14 protein-coding genes are annotated in these 15,920 nt (G+C 71.8%); 6 read left to right on the forward strand and 8 right to left on the reverse strand.

The window, feature by feature from the left end; translation table 11 throughout:
* From H4W80_RS16680 to H4W80_RS16695, 4 genes are all read right to left on the reverse strand, one after another.
* Window positions 1-819: a carbohydrate ABC transporter permease gene (locus H4W80_RS16680; RefSeq protein ID WP_192785937.1), complete on the reverse strand. Its 819-nt coding sequence runs from the start codon at window positions 817-819 to the stop codon at window positions 1-3.
* Window positions 819-1,736, reverse strand: a complete 918-nt coding sequence (locus H4W80_RS16685) for a carbohydrate ABC transporter permease (RefSeq protein WP_192785938.1) — start codon at window positions 1,734-1,736, stop codon at window positions 819-821. Before H4W80_RS16685 ends, H4W80_RS16680 begins: the two co-directional genes overlap by 1 nt.
* Entirely contained in the window at window positions 1,733-2,827 is a 1,095-nt protein-coding gene (locus H4W80_RS16690) for a LacI family DNA-binding transcriptional regulator (protein ID WP_225963483.1), read from the reverse strand. Before H4W80_RS16690 ends, H4W80_RS16685 begins: the two co-directional genes overlap by 4 nt.
* 761 nt (window positions 2,828-3,588) lie before the next feature.
* On the reverse strand, window positions 3,589-4,818 hold the full coding sequence (locus H4W80_RS16695; protein ID WP_318786903.1) for an MFS transporter: 1,230 nt from the start codon (window positions 4,816-4,818) through the stop codon (window positions 3,589-3,591).
* Window positions 4,819-4,841: 23 nt separating this feature from the next.
* On the opposite strand from H4W80_RS16695, the gene H4W80_RS16700 reads away from it, so the two are divergent.
* From H4W80_RS16700 to mihF, 3 genes are all read left to right on the forward strand, one after another.
* The gene (locus tag H4W80_RS16700; RefSeq protein WP_192785939.1) at window positions 4,842-6,059 is read left to right on the forward strand and encodes an ROK family protein; all 1,218 of its coding nucleotides are present in this window, start codon (window positions 4,842-4,844) and stop codon (window positions 6,057-6,059) included.
* Window positions 6,060-6,178: 119 nt separating this feature from the next.
* Window positions 6,179-6,583 (forward strand): GlcG/HbpS family heme-binding protein, encoded by a 405-nt coding sequence (locus H4W80_RS16705; protein ID WP_192785940.1) that lies wholly within the window; start codon window positions 6,179-6,181, stop codon window positions 6,581-6,583.
* 102 nt (window positions 6,584-6,685) lie between these two features.
* The gene (gene mihF, locus H4W80_RS16710) at window positions 6,686-6,991 is read left to right on the forward strand and encodes an integration host factor, actinobacterial type (protein WP_043641121.1); all 306 of its coding nucleotides are present in this window, start codon (window positions 6,686-6,688) and stop codon (window positions 6,989-6,991) included.
* 124 nt (window positions 6,992-7,115) lie between these two features.
* On the opposite strand, the gene H4W80_RS16715 is transcribed toward mihF, so the two are convergent.
* On the reverse strand, window positions 7,116-7,763 hold the full coding sequence (locus H4W80_RS16715; protein WP_192785941.1) for a response regulator transcription factor: 648 nt from the start codon (window positions 7,761-7,763) through the stop codon (window positions 7,116-7,118).
* Entirely contained in the window at window positions 7,754-8,989 is a 1,236-nt protein-coding gene (locus H4W80_RS16720) for a sensor histidine kinase (protein WP_225963484.1), read from the reverse strand. Before H4W80_RS16720 ends, H4W80_RS16715 begins: the two co-directional genes overlap by 10 nt.
* Window positions 8,990-9,183: 194 nt before the next feature.
* On the opposite strand from H4W80_RS16720, the gene H4W80_RS16725 reads away from it, so the two are divergent.
* On the forward strand, window positions 9,184-10,455 hold the full coding sequence (locus H4W80_RS16725) for an acyltransferase family protein (protein WP_192785943.1): 1,272 nt from the start codon (window positions 9,184-9,186) through the stop codon (window positions 10,453-10,455).
* Between the two features lie 92 nt (window positions 10,456-10,547).
* On the forward strand, window positions 10,548-13,055 hold the full coding sequence (locus H4W80_RS16730) for a DEAD/DEAH box helicase (RefSeq protein WP_192793545.1): 2,508 nt from the start codon (window positions 10,548-10,550) through the stop codon (window positions 13,053-13,055).
* 179 nt (window positions 13,056-13,234) lie between these two features.
* Here the strand turns inward: H4W80_RS16730 and H4W80_RS16735 are convergent, their stop codons facing one another.
* Window positions 13,235-13,798 (reverse strand): hypothetical protein, encoded by a 564-nt coding sequence (locus H4W80_RS16735; RefSeq protein WP_192785944.1) that lies wholly within the window; start codon window positions 13,796-13,798, stop codon window positions 13,235-13,237.
* A 17-nt stretch (window positions 13,799-13,815) separates the two neighbouring features.
* Between H4W80_RS16735 and H4W80_RS16740 the strand changes: the two genes are divergently transcribed.
* Window positions 13,816-14,325 (forward strand): DUF2087 domain-containing protein, encoded by a 510-nt coding sequence (locus H4W80_RS16740; protein WP_408964166.1) that lies wholly within the window; start codon window positions 13,816-13,818, stop codon window positions 14,323-14,325.
* Here the strand turns inward: H4W80_RS16740 and H4W80_RS16745 are convergent.
* Window positions 14,322-15,917, reverse strand: a complete 1,596-nt coding sequence (locus H4W80_RS16745) for a beta-N-acetylhexosaminidase (RefSeq protein WP_225963485.1) — start codon at window positions 15,915-15,917, stop codon at window positions 14,322-14,324. The genes H4W80_RS16740 and H4W80_RS16745 overlap by 4 nt on opposite strands.
* Window positions 15,918-15,920 lie beyond the last annotated feature (3 nt).

A 15,920-nucleotide genomic window follows, 5' to 3' on the forward strand; every position in this document is an offset into this window, starting at 1 on the left:
CTAGCCCTTCACGGCGCCGGCCATCAGGCCGGACTTCAGTCGCCGCTGAATGATTGCGAAGAAGATCAGGCTCGGGATCGTCGCCATGAGCGACGCCGCGGCCAGCGGGCCGAGCCTGGCCACCCCCTCGGGTCCGGTGAACCGCACCAGAGTGAGCGGGAGCGTCATGACATCGGGGTTCTGCAGGATCACGAGCGCGAACATGAACTCGTTCCACGACGAGATGAACGAGAACAGCAGCGTGGCCACCACGCCCGGCGCCAGCAGCGGCGCGACCACGCTCGCGATCGAGCGCAGCCGGGTCGCGCCGTCCACGGCCGCGGCCTCCTCCAGCTCGCGCGGCACCGCGCGCACGTACCCCTGCAGCATCCACAGCGCGAACGGCAGCGTGAACGTCACGTGCACGACCACCAGGCCGGGCAGCGTGTTCACCAGGTCCAGATCGCGCAGGATCATGAAGAGCGGAATGATGATCAGGATGAACGGGAACACCTGGCTGACCAGCACCCAGCCGATGGCGATGCGGTTGAGCAGGCTGCGGTAGCGCGCCATCGCGTAGGAGGCGGGCAGCGAGATCAGCACCGTGATCACGCTGCTGAACAGCGCCACGACCAGGCTGCGCAGCCCCGCGCCCACCAGGTCCTGCTCGCCGAACGCGTCGGCGAAGTTGGCCAGCGTCGGGTCGCGCGGGATCCACGTGGGGTCGGCCAGGGCCATCTCCCGCGGCGTCTTCAGCGCCGTCGACAGCAGCCAGGCCAGCGGGAACGCCAGGAAGACGATGTACGCGACCAGCGCCACGTACTGCGAGAAGCGCCTCATCACTTGGTCTCCCTCATCTGGCGTCCCAGGTAGAGCGCGAGCACGGCCAGCACGACGATCGCCATCGCGAGGCCGAGCATCGAGGCGTAACCGGCCATCCGGTACCTGAACGCCTCCTCGTACGCGAACAGCATCGGCAGCCGCGTCTGCCCGCCCGGCCCGCCCTGCGTGAGCACGTAGACCAGGCCGAACTGGTTGATGTTCCACACGAAGTCGAGCGAGGTGATCGCCACGATCACCGGCCGCAGCTGCGGCAGCGTGATGTTCCAGAACCGCCGCCAGCGGGTGGCGCCGTCCACCTCGCCGGCCTCGTAGAGCTCCTTCGGGATGCCCTGCAGGCCCGCCAGCAGGACCACCGTGGTCTGCGGCATGCCGGTCCAGATGCCGACCACGATGATCGCCGGCAGCGCGAGCGAGAAGTCGGCCAGCCAGTTGATGTCCGTGCCCAGCAGGTCGTTCAGGATGCCGGCGTCGGGGTGGTAGACGAGCTTCCACATCAGGCCGATGACCACCGGCGGCATCGCCCACGGCACCACCGCCAGCACCCGGGCCACGCCCCGGAACCGCAGGTTCTCGTTGAGCAGCAGCGCCAGGCCGAGGGCGGCCAGGAACTGCAGCACGGTCACCGAGACGCCCCAGATCGCACCGATCTTGAACGAGGACCAGAACTCGTCGTCGGTCAGCAGCCGGCCGAAGTTCTCCAGGCCGACGAAGCTCGTCTCGCGGTTACGGGTGTTGCGGGCGTCGGTGAACGCCAGGCCGATGCCGTACAGCAGCGGGCCCACGCTGAACAGCGCCACCGGCACCAGAGCGGGCAGCATGAGCAGCCACATCTCGCGCGTCTGGCGCGAGATCCGGCGGCGCTTGGCGCGCCGCGTCCCGCGCGGCGGCGCCGGCCTCGTCACGGTCGCCGTCACGCCTTCCCTCCTTCATCCGTACGGTGCTCGCATCCGGCGCCCGGCCCGCCCGGCTTGCTCAGCCCGCTCGGCCCGGCCGGCCCGCTCTGCTCCCCGGCTGTTGAGGCACGGATCACGAGCTCGGGTGGCACGGTGACCAGCCTCGGCTCGCGATCGCCTCCCTGCAGCCGTTCGAGCAGCAGCTCGGCGGCGGCCTTGCCGCGCTCGGCGGACCCGAGCGAGACGCTGGTCAGCGACGGCCAGGAGGCGGCTGCCAAGTCGGTGTCGTCCATGCCGACCACCGCCACGTCCTCCGGCACCCGCCGCCCCGCCGCGCGCAGCACGTCGAGCGCGCCGAGCGCGATCAGGTCGTTCGCGCACATCAGCGCGTCCACGTCGGGAACCCTGGCGAGCAGCTCCGCCACCGCACGGCCCCCTTCCGCGCGGTAGAAGTCGCCGATCTGCACGAGGTTCTCGTCGTAGGGCAGGCCGAGGTCCAGGAGCGCCTCCCGGTACGCGGCCCCGCGGGCGGCGCCGGGGACGGTGTCCAGCGGGCCGTTGACCATGGCGATGCGGCGGCGGCCGAGCGCGTACAGGTGATCGATCGCCAGCCTGACGCCGGTCCGCGAGTCGGCCCGTACGTTGTCCACGCGGGTGCCCTCGGGCACCTGGCCGATGATCACGACGGGGGTGCGGGCGGCGGCCAGCATCTCCAGGTGCGCCTCGGTGACCCGCAGCGGGCTCATGATCAGCCCGTCCACGTACCGCTCGCCCAGACTGTGCAGCACGTCGATCTCGTCGGCCACGACGGCGTCGGTGGAGTGCAGCACGAGCCGGTATCCGGCGGCCTTCAGCACGGGCTGGATCTGGCGGAGCATGGCCAGGTAGGCGGGGTTGCCGACGTCGGCCATGGCGAAGGCGACCTGGTGGGTGCGGCGCGACTTGAGCGACCTGGCCACGGCGTTGCGCACGTAGCCCAGCTCGTCGGCGGCGGCCATCACCTTGCGCACGGTCTCCTGCCTGGTCGGCAGGCCGTTCAGCACCCGCGAGACGGAGGCGATCGAGACACCGGCGCGCTCGGCGATCGTGTTGATCGTGGGTCCGTCGGCCAAGGCTGTCCTTCCATGTCCTGTAAACGTTTACGATCTAGGTGCTGTAAACGTTTACGGTGTTTGGGACATGAAATATGCGTGTAACTTGCAGGTCAAGTCACGATCGCATAACGCCAGGTCAAAGCCACTTTCCGCAGTCTCCCACGTCCCCACATCCCCCGACCACCCCCGACCACCGTCCCCACATCCCTGGACCACCGCCCCCACGCGCTCGCCACCCCCCGCCGCCGTCACACGCCGGTGGAGCGCCGTGCGCGTTGCGCCGAGCACCACCGCCCCACACCCCGCCGACCCGGCGCCCAGGCGGCGGCACCGACGGTCGCGAGTTACCCGGAGGCGCTCCTACCTGCCCTCGCTCCTCCACGCCCACGGCCACGCCCCGCCACACCTGCGCCACACCTGCGCCACGGCCTTCGCGCCCGCCACCTCCGGCGCGCCGTCTGCAATTGCCCCTTGGAGTCCGCCGGCCGTCCAGCGCACCGCCGCCCAGGGCCGTCGCGGTCAAGCCCATCGGGGTCCAGCCCGCCGCCGCAGGCCCTCCACTGTCCGAGCCCTCCGCCGTCCGAGCCCTCCGCCGTCCGAGGCCACCGCCGTCCGAGGCCACCGCCGTCCGAGGCCACCGCCGTCCGAACCCATCCCCCTCCGAACCCGCCGCCATTCGGACCCACCGCCCTCCGAACCCGGCGCCGTCCAGGCCCACCGCCGTCCGAACCCGGCGCCGTCCGGGCCCGACGCCGTCCGTGGGTGGCGGGCCGCCGGGGTCAGTCGTGGGCCGGGGCTGGGGTGGGGTCTGGGGTTGAGGTGGGAAGGTGGGTCAGGGTGCGGATGGCGGGGGTGCCGCTGAGGGCGACGACGGCGGCGAGGACCGCGGGGATGATCAAGGCGACCGGCAGGGACGAGGCCTCGGCCACGTAGCCCAGGACGGCGGGTCCGAGGAGGAGGCCGCTGTAGCCGAAGGCGGTCACCATGGCGAGGGCGCGGCCGACGCGGCCCCCGGCGGCCCCGACCGCGCTGAAGAGGACCGGGATCACCGTGGCCAGCCCGACGCCCGCCAGGGCCCAGCCGCTCCAGGCGCAGACGATCTGGAGGGCGCCTCCCGCCACCGGCGACACCAGGACCAGGACGTAGCCGGCCGTGGCGAACGCGCCCGCGAGCTGGATGGTGCGGACCGAGCCGAGCCGGGCACGGATGGGGTCGCCGAGCAGGCGGACGGTGGTCATGGCCACCGAGAAGATCGTGTACGCGAGCGGTGCCATGGCCGGATCCGTCTCCAGCACCCACCGGGCGTGCAGGGCGGCCCAGTCGATGGCGGCGCCCTCGCTCAGGTGCCCGGCGAAGGCGGCCAGGCCGAGCAGGGCGATCAGGCTCCAGCCCAGCGACGAGCCGGAAGAGACGCCGGCCTGCGACGCGGCGGCGTGGGCGGGCGGGTCCGGGAGCAGGAGGCGGGCCGCCGGCACGTACAGGAGGGGCACGACCAGCGCCGCCGCGATGAGCAGCCACTGCGCGTCCACGCCGGCCTGCAGCGCGAGCGAGGTGAGCCCGCCGCCGGCCGCCCCGCCCAGGCTCCACGTGCCGTGGAAGGCCGAGATGATCGGGCGGCCGTAGCGGCGTTCGACCTCGACGGAGTGGGCGTTCATGGCGACCTCGGTCACCCCGAGCCCGATCCCGAACAGCACCGCGAGCACCGCCAGCGCCCAGTACGAGGACGCGAGGGCGGGGCCGAGCAGCACCAGCCCCGAGAAGGGCCCGGCGAACCAGCACACCCGGCGGCTGGACCACCTGTCCACCAGCCGCCCCGCCACCAGCATCGACACCAGGGCGCCACCCGAGATCAGCAGCAGGACGCTGCCCAGCCTGGCGGGGCCGAGGCCGAGCCGGTCGTTCAGGGACGGGAGCCCGGCGGCCCATAACCCCATCACGAACCCGGCGAGGAAGAAGAATGCGAACACTCCGGCACGAGCGCGTCTGGCCTCAACGATGCTTTTGTTCACGGCTAGAGCATAAACTGTGGTCCGTGATCGGTGCTACGACGAGTGGCGAGCTTCGCGCGCACAACCGGGTCCGGCTGCTGCGCGCCGTACACGACTGCGGGGCCACCCGCACCAGGTCGCAGCTGACCCGCGACCTGCGCCTGGCGCGAGGGACGGCGTCGGTGCTGGTGGCCGGGCTCGCCGAGGACGAACTGCTGCACGAGGAGCCCGCCCGCGAGCCCGCCCGGGGACGCCCGACGCAGGTGCCGGGCCCGCATCCGCGCGGCCCGCTCGCCCTGGCGGCGGACGTACGGGAGGACGCCTGGGAGCTGGCGGCCGGCGAGCTCGGCGGCCGGACCGAGACGCTCGAGCTGCGCCCGCACGACGGCACCCCCGAAGGCGTCCTGAGACCCCTGGGCGAGGCCGTCGCCGCCCACCGGAGCCGCCTCGGGCACCGGGTGGTCGGCCTCGGGCTGGCCTTCGCGGGTCCGGTGCGGCACGGCGGCCTGGTGGACATCGCCCACCTGGGCTGGCGGTCGGTCGACGTACCGCACCTGCTCGGCCCGGACGTCCCGGCGCCCGTCGTGGGCAACGACACCGCGTTCGCGGCGCTGGCCGAGGCGCGCAGGGGGCGGCTGCGGGGCGTCCAGGTGGGCCTGCACCTGCACGTGGACTTCGACCTCGGCGGGGTGCTCGTCGTGGACGGCCGGCCGCTGGGCGGGGCGAGCGGCGCGGGGGCCGAGTTCGGTCACATGCCGCTGACCGGCGGCGACCGGCCCTGCCCGTGCGGCGCGATCGGCTGCTGGAGCATGGACGTCGGCGCGAACGCCCTGCTCCGCCACGTCGGCCTCGCCTACGGGGGCGGCAAGGGGCGCGCGCAGGCCGAGCGGGTGCTGGCCACCAGCGAGGAGGCGGTCACCGCCAACGCCAGAGCGCTCGGACGCGGCGTCGCGGCACTCGTCAACGCCCACGACCCCGAGGTCGTGACCCTGTCGGGCCACGGCGTGGAGCTGCGCGAGCGCGCCGGGAAGGCGCTCCTCGCGGCCTGCGAGCCCGGGCTCATGGCCATCCGCCGCGACCACCCGCCCAGGATCGAGGGCTCGGCGCTGGGCTGGCGCGGGGCGCTGGTGGGGGCGGTGGAGTCGGTGTTCGACGCCTTCCTCACGCCGGAGTGTGTCGAAATGTGGCGGGAAAACCGGCCTGACCAGGGTCGCGACACGCCCGAGCGGCAGAATGTGATGAATTCCACGCTGAAGGGGTGAAGCCGCTCCCGCCCGGCTCCCCGCCCGAGTCATGCTAGCGATCTTGCCGGACCCGGCCAAGGGGCGGTACGCATGAGGGGCAGGCCAATCATGACCCCGGCGATCCGAGGGAAGCACGCGTGAATCTCGAGCTCGCGCTCCGCATGACCGAGGCCGCCATCAGGCGGGCGATCCGCGAGGGCGCCGTGATCTCCGTGGCGGTCGTCGACGAGGGCGGATATCTGGTGTCTTTCCAGCGTATGGAGGGTGCGGAGATCGCCGGGCCGGGTCTCGCGCAGGGCAAGGCGTACACCGCGGTGGCCCTGCGCAGACCCACCGCGGAGCTGGCCGTGCGGACGGCTCCGGGAGGTGACCTGTACGGCCTGCCCAGGCAGGACTACGTCTGCGTCGGAGGCGGCATCCCGCTCTGGGCGGACTACGGTGGGGGAGCACGCGTGGTCGGCGGCATAGGCGTCAGCGGAGGCACGATCACGCAGGACGTGGTGTGCGCGGAAGCGGCCGCGGAGGTCTGGCGGACACGTTGAGCGGCGCTTTTCGCAACACGAACCGCTGGTATCCGCCATGATTAGCCACTGCACCACGGGTAACAGAATCCCGAACGTAAACTCCCCGAGGAGAGAACCGAGATGGCACTTCCCACTCTCACCCCCGAGCAGCGTCAGGCGGCTCTGGCCAAGGCCGCCGAGGCGCGTGCGGCCCGCACCGCCCTGCTGGCCAAGGTCAAGGCCGGCGAGCTGACGTTCGCCCAGCTGCTCGAGCGCGACGACGACATCGCGAAGAAGATCAAGGTGTCGCAGGCCCTGCGCGCCGTCAAGGGCGTCGGCCCGGCCAAGGCCACCGCGCTGATGGAGGAGGCGGGCGTCGACGAGAAGCGTCGCCTCGGCGGCCTGGGCGCCCAGCAGCGCAAGAAGCTGGTCGACGCGCTCGGCTAATCCTCCGAGCGGCCAGGTCCGCGCGCGACGCCGCGCGGACCGGCCACACCCCCCGGCCACCACCCCCGGCCACCCCTCGACAACCCCTCTCCCGGCCCTCCATCGGCAGGGCTCGCCGGGAGGATCAGGAGCGCAAATAGGTCAGGACGGCGAGCACCCGGCGATGCTGGTCGCTGTCCTCCGCGTAGAGGCCGAGCTTGTTGAAGATGCTCCTGATGTGCTTCTCCACGGCCCCGTCACTGATCACGAGCTGCCGTCCGATGGCCGGATTGGACTTCCCCTCCGCCATCAACCCGAGCACCTCGCGCTCCCGCGGCGTCAGCTGCGCCAGCGGATCGTCCTTACGTCTGCGCACCATCAACTGGGACACCACCTGCGGATCGAACACCGTCCCGCCCGCGGCCACGCGCCGCAGGCCCTCCAGGAACTCGTCCACGTCGACGACCCGGTCCTTGAGCAGGTAACCCACCGCGCCCCTGGCGTCGGCGAGCAGGTCGTCGGCGTAGGAGACCTCGACGTACTGCGAAAGGATCAGCACGGGCGCCCCTGGCACCCTGCGCCGCGCCTCCACGGCCGCCCTGAGCCCTTCGTCGGTGAACGACGGCGGCATGCGCACGTCGACCACCGACACGTCCGGCCTGTGCTCGGCGATCGCCCCTACGAGGGCGTCGCCGTCACCGACGGTCGCCACCACCTCGCAGCCGAACTCCTCCAGCAACCTGACCAGGCCCTCCCTGATCAGAACCGCGTCATCGGCCACGACTACCCGCACGGCACCTCCGCCACGATCACTGTCGGCCCGCCGTCCGGCGACTGCACGCTCAGCTCCCCGTCGACGGCGCGGAGCCGGTCGGCCAGCCCGGCGAGACCGTGTCCCTTGGCGACGTGCGCGCCGCCGACCCCATCATCCCCGATCGTGAGCATGAGGAAGTCACCGATGCGGACCAGCTGGATCGCGCAGCTGGTGGCGCGGCTGTGTTTGGCCACGTTGGTGAGGGTCTCGGCGCAGACGAAGTAGAGGGCGTTCTCCACCGCGGCCTGGTAGCGCTCGGCGGTCTGCACGTCGAGGTCGACGGGGACCGTGCAGCGCCCGGCCAGCGCGGCCAGCGCGGGCGCGAGACCGCGGTCGGACAGGATCGGCGGCGCGATGCCGCGCGAGAGCGCGCGCAGCTCGTCGAGCGTCTCGCGGGTGGCCGAGATGGCGGACTTGATCGTGGCCTGCGCCGCCTCGGGGTCCTTGGCCAGCTGCCGCTGCGCCCGGGACAGCTCCATGGCCAGCGAGACCAGCCGCTGCTGCGGCCCGTCGTGGATGTCGCGCTCCAGCTTGCGCAGCGCGTTGGCCTCGGCGGAGACGGCGGCGGCGCGGCCCTGGGCCAGGTCGTCGATGCGCTCCTGCAGCTCGGCCACGCCGGTCAGCAGGGCCCGGCCGAGCCCGGCGCGCAGCAGCGCGGAGCCGCGCACGGCGAACGGCATGATCAGCGCGAAGACCAGGCCGAGGGAGACGTAGAAGATCGAGTTGACGCCGTAGCCGTCGCCCAGGCCGAGCAGCTCGGGCAGCTCCACGTTGCCGGGGATGCGCGAGGTGATGATGCCGTAGATCGGATAGGTCAGGCCGGCCAGCGGGAGGGCCCAGAACACCACGGTGAGCACGAACGACAGGATGGCGAACGGCAGGTTGATGATGCCGTGCAGCAGGTCGAGCCAGGACTGCCCGCTGGTCAGCGGGTTGACGACCCGGCGGAAGCGGCCCGCCCCGGGCGGCGCGGGCTTGTAGCGGGGCCGTACGGGCGGGCGGTCCAGCACGTCGGACAGCCAGCCGCGCTCCGCGTCGGCGAAGCCCCGGGCGGCCAGCAGCGTGCCGGCCAGCAGCGGCACGCCCAGCCACACGATCGCCGTGCCCACGCCGGCCGCGAAGCCGGCGAGCATGATCACGAAGCCGATGACGGCCGTGGGGAAGCCGACGAGCGTGTAACGGGTGTCGAGAAGGACACGCCTCATCCGGGAGCGCATGGAATCACCGTATGGCGTGGCGGCCCCCGGCACGAGCGGGTGTACGGGTGTCCGGGGGTAGGGCCAGCCCTACCGGGGAGGGTCACGTGATCTCCACCGCAAGACGGTGGTGAGCGGCAATGTGCGCGGAAGCCCCCGACGGGAGCCTTGATTCATCTCCTCCGTGCGAATCGAGGCAACCCATGACCGTCCTGCTGGACCGCCCCACCGCCGCGCCCGCGGCGCCGTCCCGCGCGGGCACCCGCACGGCGGTGCGGGACCCGTTCATCGACCTGCTGCGTGTCTTCGGCATGGCGCTCATCGTGTTCCAGCACTGGACGATCCCGGTGCTGACCTATGACGGCGGCCGGCTGACCACGGGGAACGCGCTGTCGACGCCCGGCGTGTGGGTGGTGACGTGGATCAGCCAGGTCATGCCGCTGGTGTTCTTCGCGGGCGGCGCGGCGAACGCGATCAGCTTCGCCCGGGCGGACAAGGGCGCGCAGCGGTGGCTGGCGACGCGGCTGCGCCGGCTGGCCTGGCCGCTGCTGCCGCTGGCGGCGGTGTGGATCCCGCTCCCCCACGTGCTGCTCACGCTGGGGGTGCCGCAGCAGCCGCTGGAGACGGGCGCGCGGCTGACCGGCCAGCTCCTGTGGTTCCTGGCCGTCTACCTGATCGCCGTCACGGCCACCCCGTACGCGCTGCGCCTGCACGAGCGGTACGGCCTGCGCGTCCCCGCGGCGCTGGCGGCCGGGGCGGTGCTGACGGACGTGGTGCGCTTCTCGACCGGGTTCGAGGCGCTGGGCTACCTGAACGTCGTGTTCGTCTGGATGGCGGTCCACCAGCTCGGCTTCTTCTACGCCGAGGGCCGGCTGCGGCGCCCGTGGGCGCTGGCGATCGGCGGGTACGGGGCCGCGGCCCTGCTGGTGGCCTACGGCCCCTACCCGGGCAGCATGATCGGCCTGCCGGGCGCCGAGGTGTCGAACATGGCCCCGCCCACCCTCGCCATGCTGGCCGTCGGGATCGGCCAGATCGGCCTGGTCACCCTGCTGCGGCCGTGGCTGCTCCGGCTGCGCACCGGCCGCCTGCTGGCCTGGGCGAGCCCCAGGATCATGACCGTGTACCTCTGGCACATGCCGGCCCTGTTCGCGGTGACCGGCGTGGTGGTGGTCCTGCTGGGGATCGACACGCCGCGGCCCGGCAGCGGGTTGTGGCTGGCCGGGTGGCCGGTCTGGTTCGGGCTGCTGTGCCTGGTCATGTGGCCGTTGCTGAAGGGGTTCCACAGGTTCGAGACGCCGCCCGCGCTGCCGTACGGGAAGGGCGGATGGGGCGGCACGCTCGCCTCGGCCGTGCTGATCGGCGGTGGGGTGCTGACGCTGACGGTGGGCGGGTTCGTGCCCGGCGGCGGGCCGTTCCTCGCGGTGCTCGCCCTGCTCGGGGGGCTGCTGCTGACGGCGCCGCGGGCACGGGGTTGAGGGCACGGGCGCCGGATCGACACCGTACTGGTTCTGCTCGACTTGCTATAAGAGGCCCCGGCCGGTTCGACCACCCGGCAAACTTCGGCAGGATAGAGAGCGTGAGCCTACTCGTTGACCGCCTGCCCGAAGACCTCGACGCCGACCCGGACGCGATCTTCGACGCGTTCGTCCAGTGGAACTCCGAGCGGGGGCTCACCCTCTATCCCGCTCAGGAGGAGGCGCTCATCGAGGTCGTCTCCGGCAGCAACCTGATCCTGGCCACCCCGACCGGCTCGGGCAAGTCGCTGGTGGCCGCGGGCGCCCACTTCACGGCGCTGACGCGCGACCAGCGCACCTTCTACACCGCGCCGATCAAGGCGCTGGTGTCGGAGAAGTTCTTCGACCTGTGCGCGATCTTCGGCACCGACAACGTCGGCATGATGACCGGCGACGCCAGCGTCAACCCGGGCGCGCCGATCATCTGCTGCACGGCCGAGATCCTGGCGAACGTGGCCCTGCGCGACGGCGCCGGGGCCGACATCGGCCAGGTCGTCATGGACGAGTTCCACTTCTACGCCGAGCCCGACCGCGGCTGGGCGTGGCAGGTGCCGATCCTGGAGCTGCCCAACGTGCAGTTCATCCTCATGTCGGCCACGCTCGGCGACGTGTCGATGTTCGAGCGCGACCTGACCAGGCGCACCGGCCGGCCGACGTCCGTGGTCAAGCACGCCGAGCGCCCGGTGCCGCTGGTCTACTCCTACCGGATGACGCCGCTGCACGAGACGCTGGAGGAGATGCTCAAGACCGGGCAGGCGCCGGTCTACGTCGTGCACTTCACGCAGGCGGCGGCGATGGAGCGGGCGCAGGCCCTGATGTCCATCAACATGGCGACGAAGGCCGAGAAGGAGGCCATCGCCGCGATGATCGGGGGCTTCCGGTTCACCACGCGGTTCGGGCGGGCGCTGTCGCGGCTGGTGCGCCACGGCATCGGCGTGCACCACGCGGGCATGCTGCCGAAATACCGGCGCCTGGTGGAGCGGCTGGCCCAGGCGGGGCTGCTGAAGGTCATCTGCGGCACCGACACCCTGGGCGTCGGCGTCAACGTGCCGATCAGGACGGTGCTGTTCACGGCGCTGTCCAAGTACGACGGCAACAAGGTGCGGCGGCTGCGCGCCCGCGAGTTCCACCAGATCGCGGGCCGGGCGGGCCGGGCCGGGTTCGACACCATCGGCTACGTCGCCTGCCAGGCCCCCGAGCACGACATCGAGAACGCCAAGGCGCTGGCCAAGATCGGCGACGACCCCAAGCGGCGGCGCGGCTACGCGCGCAAGAAGCCGCCAGAGGGGTTCGTGGGCTGGAGCGAGGAGACGTTCCAGAAGCTCCAGGAGGCCGAGCCTGAGCCGCTCAACTCCCGCTTCAAGGTCAGCAACGCGATGCTGCTCGCGGTCATCAACCGGCCGGGCGACTGCTTCCAGGCGATGAAGCACCTGCTGACCGACAACCACGAGGACCGCAAGTGGCAGCGGCGGCACATCAGCCAGGCCATCGCGATCTACCGGTCGCTGCTGGCGGGCGGCATCGTGGAGCAGTTCGCCGAGCCCGACGAGCAGGGCCGGCGGGCCAGGCTGACGATCGACCTGCAGGAGGACTTCGCGCTCAACCAGGCGCTGTCCACGTTCGCGCTGGCCGCGTTCGACCTGCTCGACCGCGAGTCGCCGTCGTACGCGCTGGACATCGTCTCGATCGTGGAGTCGATCCTCGACGACCCGCGGCAGATCCTGTCGGCGCAGCTGAAGAAGGCGCGCGGCGAGGCGGTCGCGCAGATGAAGGCCGACGGCATCGAGTACGAAGAGCGCATGGAGCAGCTGGCCGAGGTCATGTACCCGATGCCGCTGGAGGACCTGCTGCTGGGGGCCTACGAGACCTACCGGCGCGGGCATCCGTGGGTGGGCGACTACACGGTCAGCCCCAAGTCCGTCATCCGCGACATGTTCGAGCGGGCGATGACGTTCGGCGAGTACATCCAGTTCTACGAGCTGGCCAGGTCCGAGGGCACGGTGCTGCGCTACCTGGCCGACGCCTACCGGACGCTGTCGCGCACGGTGCCCGAGCACCTCAAGACCGACGATCTGGTCGATCTGATCGAGTGGCTCGGCGAGCTGGTCCGCCAGGTCGACTCCTCGCTGATCGACGAGTGGGAGAAGCTCACCAACCCGGCCGAGGCGCTGGAGCAGAAGGACCAGCTGGAGGCCAAGGTGCGGCCGGTCACGGCCAACCCGCGGGCCTTCCGGGTGCTGGTGCGCAACGCCATGTTCCGGCTGGTGGAGCTGTGCGCCATCGAGAAGGAGGAGGAGCTGGAGGAGCTGGCTCCCGACGTCGACTGGGGCGCGGCGCTGGACGCGTACTACGCCGACCACGAGGAGATCTTCACCGACGCCGACGCGCGCGGGCCCGCGCTGCTGCGGATCGAGGAGGAGAGCGGGCTCTGGAAGGTCCGGCAGACGATCAAGGATCCGGCCGGCGACGGCGACTGGGGCATCGACGCCCAGGTGGATCTGGCGGCCTCCGACGAGGAGGGCCGCGCGGTCCTGCACGTGATCGGCCTCAACAGGCTCTGAACCGGCTGGAAGCTGCGCTGGGGCTGCCCCCGAAGCCCAATGCAGCCCCAGAAATGACAAGCCGTGTGCCGGAACGGACTGGCAAGGGCGCCCCGGCACACGCCTGTCGATTAAGTGTCCTCGGTGGAACGTCGGGGTCGTGTCATGACCATGTCCCAAGATCGATACATTTCCCGCAATCAACAATCGGCAATGGTGCAGACCTTGGCGAGCATGCGCTTGGTGTCCGTGGTCTGCTGCTTGAAGTCGGCCCCGGCGGGCTTGCCCCACTCGCCGGCCACGGTGTAGAGGATCAGGGCGTTCCCGCGGCGGGTCACGATGGCCCGCTCGCCGCCGACGGCAGGCTTCTTGCCCTGGTAGGCCTGGCCGGTGATCTTCAACCCCTCGTCGCCGAGGTCGGCCGCGACGGCGGAGTAGCGGTAGGCGGACCTGGAGCAGGCGCGCACGGCGGCCCCGAGGTCGCGCAGGGCCTTGCCCGCGGCCGAGGCCGAGGCGTAGAGGATGACCTGCTCGGACTTGGAGTAGTCGGGCACCGCGGTGTAGACGAGCGTCCTGGCCTGCGTGCGGCCCGACTGCGCCAGCCTGGCCTTCTGGCACGGGTTCACGACGAGGGCGGCGCTCTTCTTACCGCTGGCCGTCCAATTCGTCTCCGGGTTCTTGTCCTTGGTGGCGGCGGCCTGCTCGTACAGCAGGAAGTTGTTCGGGATGGCGAGCACGACGGCGACCAACAGCGCTGGGATCATGCGACAAAATGGTAGGGGTGAACGACGAAGACCTCAGGCGCGTGCTCGGGCTCCTCTCCCAGGACGACACGTTACGGACCTTCGCCTCCCTGGTGCTGGGCGAGAGCGACGGCCTGTCCCCCAAGGCGCTGCACAAGCTGGCCGGCGGCGGCCTGGCGGCGTGTGACGAGAGCGGCAAGTGGCGGGCCGCGCCCGAGCGGTTCAGGGAGCTGCTGCGGGCGCGGGCCGAGCCGGTGGAGGCGCTGAGCGCCGACGAGCGGGTGCTGCGCACGTTCCTGGTGGACGGGCGGCTGACGACCATGGGGATGCGCCGCGACAAGCGGCTCGTGGTGCTGCGCTACATCGCCACGCTGTTCGAGCCGGGCGTGCGCTACCCGGAGAAGGACGTCAACGTGACGCTGCGGGCCTTCCACGACGACTACGCGGCGCTGCGCCGCTACCTGGTGGACGAGGGGCTGCTGTCCAGGGAGGGCAACGTCTACTGGCGCAGCGGCGGGCCCGTGGACATCGGCACGATAGAGGTCTAACGGCGCAGGTTGCTGGTCCAGGCGTCGAGCTTGGCCTGCCAGCGCTCCGGGTCCTCCGGCCGCCCCGGCACGCCGGGCCGGGTCTGCCAGGGCAGCGGCCCCTCCTCGTGCCGGTACTCCACGCCGATCGCCTCCAGCCGGGGCAGGTGCGCCGCCAGCCGCCTGCGGAAGTCGGCCAGGTCTCGCTCGGGCGGGCTCCACACCGTCTCGGAGAAGGCCGAGAGCCGGGGGAAGGCCATGTAGTCCGCGTGCCGGGCGGAGTCGATCAGCTCCGTCCACAGGCAGCACTGCGCGCCCAGCACGCGGGCGGCCGCCGGTTCGCCGCGCAGGTCGGCGGGCACGGGCTCGAAGTTGTAGACGTCCTCCAGCGCCAGCACCGTCCCGAACGGGACCGGCTCCTCCTCCCCCGGCCCCTGCCGGTAGTCCAGGTAGAGGCTCGTGTTCGAGCAGTTGATCACGTCGTGGCCCCTCCTGGCGGCGGTCACCGCGCCCAGCTCGCCGCGCCAGGACGCGACCACCGCGCCGGGCGCGAGGCCGCCCTCCAGGATCTCGTCCCAGCCGACGAGCCTGCGGCCGCGCGCCGTCAGGTAGGCGTCGAACTGGTGGATGAACCAGCTCTGCAGCTCCTCCTCGTCCCGCAGCCCCAGCTCGGCGATGCGCCGCTGCGCCGCGGGGCTGGCCCGCCACTGGTCCTTGCGGCACTCGTCGCCGCCCAGCACGATGTACGGGCTGGGGAACAGCTCCAGCACCTCGTCCAGCACGTCCTGGAAGAACTTGATCGTGCTGTCCTCGACGTTGACCACGTTGTGGCCGACGCCCCAGGTCGTGCGCACCTCCAGGGGAGCGTCCAGGTTGCCCAGCTCCGGGTAGGCGGCGATGGCGGCCTGGGTGTGGCCGGGCAGGTCGATCTCGGGGACCACCGTCACGTGCCGCGCCGCCGCGTAGGCGACGATCTCCCTGATGTCGTCCTGGGTGTAGTAGCCGCCGTGCGGGCGGCCGTCCATGGGGCCGTCCCAGCCGGTCTGGCTCTCCTTGCGCCAGGAGCCGGCCTCGGTCAGCCTCGGGTAGCGGCGGATCTCGACCCGCCAGCCCTGGTCGTCGGTGAGGTGCAGGTGCAGGACGTTCAGCTTGTGCAGGGCCAGCAGGTCGATGAAGCGGAGCACGTCCCGTTTGACCATGAAGTGCCGGGCGACGTCGAGCAGGGCCCCGCGCCAGCCGAACCTGGGCGCGTCCTCGACGTACGCGCCGGGCACCTCGAAGGGGCCGCCCCCGGCCTTTCTGAAGGCGGCGGCCGGCAGCAGCTGCCTGAACGTCTGTGCCCCGTAGAAGGCCCCGGCGGGCCCGCCCGCGACGATCTCCACGGTGGCGCCGACGGTCAGCCGGTACGCCTCCGGCGGCAGGTCGCCGAGCTTCAGGGTGATCGTTCCCGAGCCGCCGGGCAGCAGCTCGCCACCGGTGACGGGGGCGAGCTCGCCGCGCAGCCAGGCGGCCACCTGGCCGAGCGCCGGGTCGGCGGCGAGCGAGGTCTCGCGGTCGAGGACGAACGCCCCTGGCCTGGGCTCGTGCTGGACGGGCTTGGGAACGATCAACAACGG

It is taken from the genome of Nonomuraea angiospora (assembly GCF_014873145.1).
GTDB lineage: Bacteria > Actinomycetota > Actinomycetes > Streptosporangiales > Streptosporangiaceae > Nonomuraea > Nonomuraea angiospora.

Bases quoted from the DNA above. Each gene is read 5' to 3' on its own strand.
- mihF (WP_043641121.1), top strand. From the start codon at position 6,686: ATGGCACTTCCCACTCTCACCCCCGAGCAGCGTCAGGCGGCTCTGGCC.
- H4W80_RS16725 (WP_192785943.1), top strand. From the start codon at position 9,184: ATGACCGTCCTGCTGGACCGCCCCACCGCCGCGCCCGCGGCGCCGTCC.
- H4W80_RS16735 (WP_192785944.1), bottom strand. From the start codon at position 13,798: ATGATCCCAGCGCTGTTGGTCGCCGTCGTGCTCGCCATCCCGAACAAC.
- H4W80_RS16720 (WP_225963484.1), bottom strand. From the start codon at position 8,989: ATGAGGCGTGTCCTTCTCGACACCCGTTACACGCTCGTCGGCTTCCCC.
- H4W80_RS16680 (WP_192785937.1), bottom strand. From the start codon at position 819: ATGAGGCGCTTCTCGCAGTACGTGGCGCTGGTCGCGTACATCGTCTTC.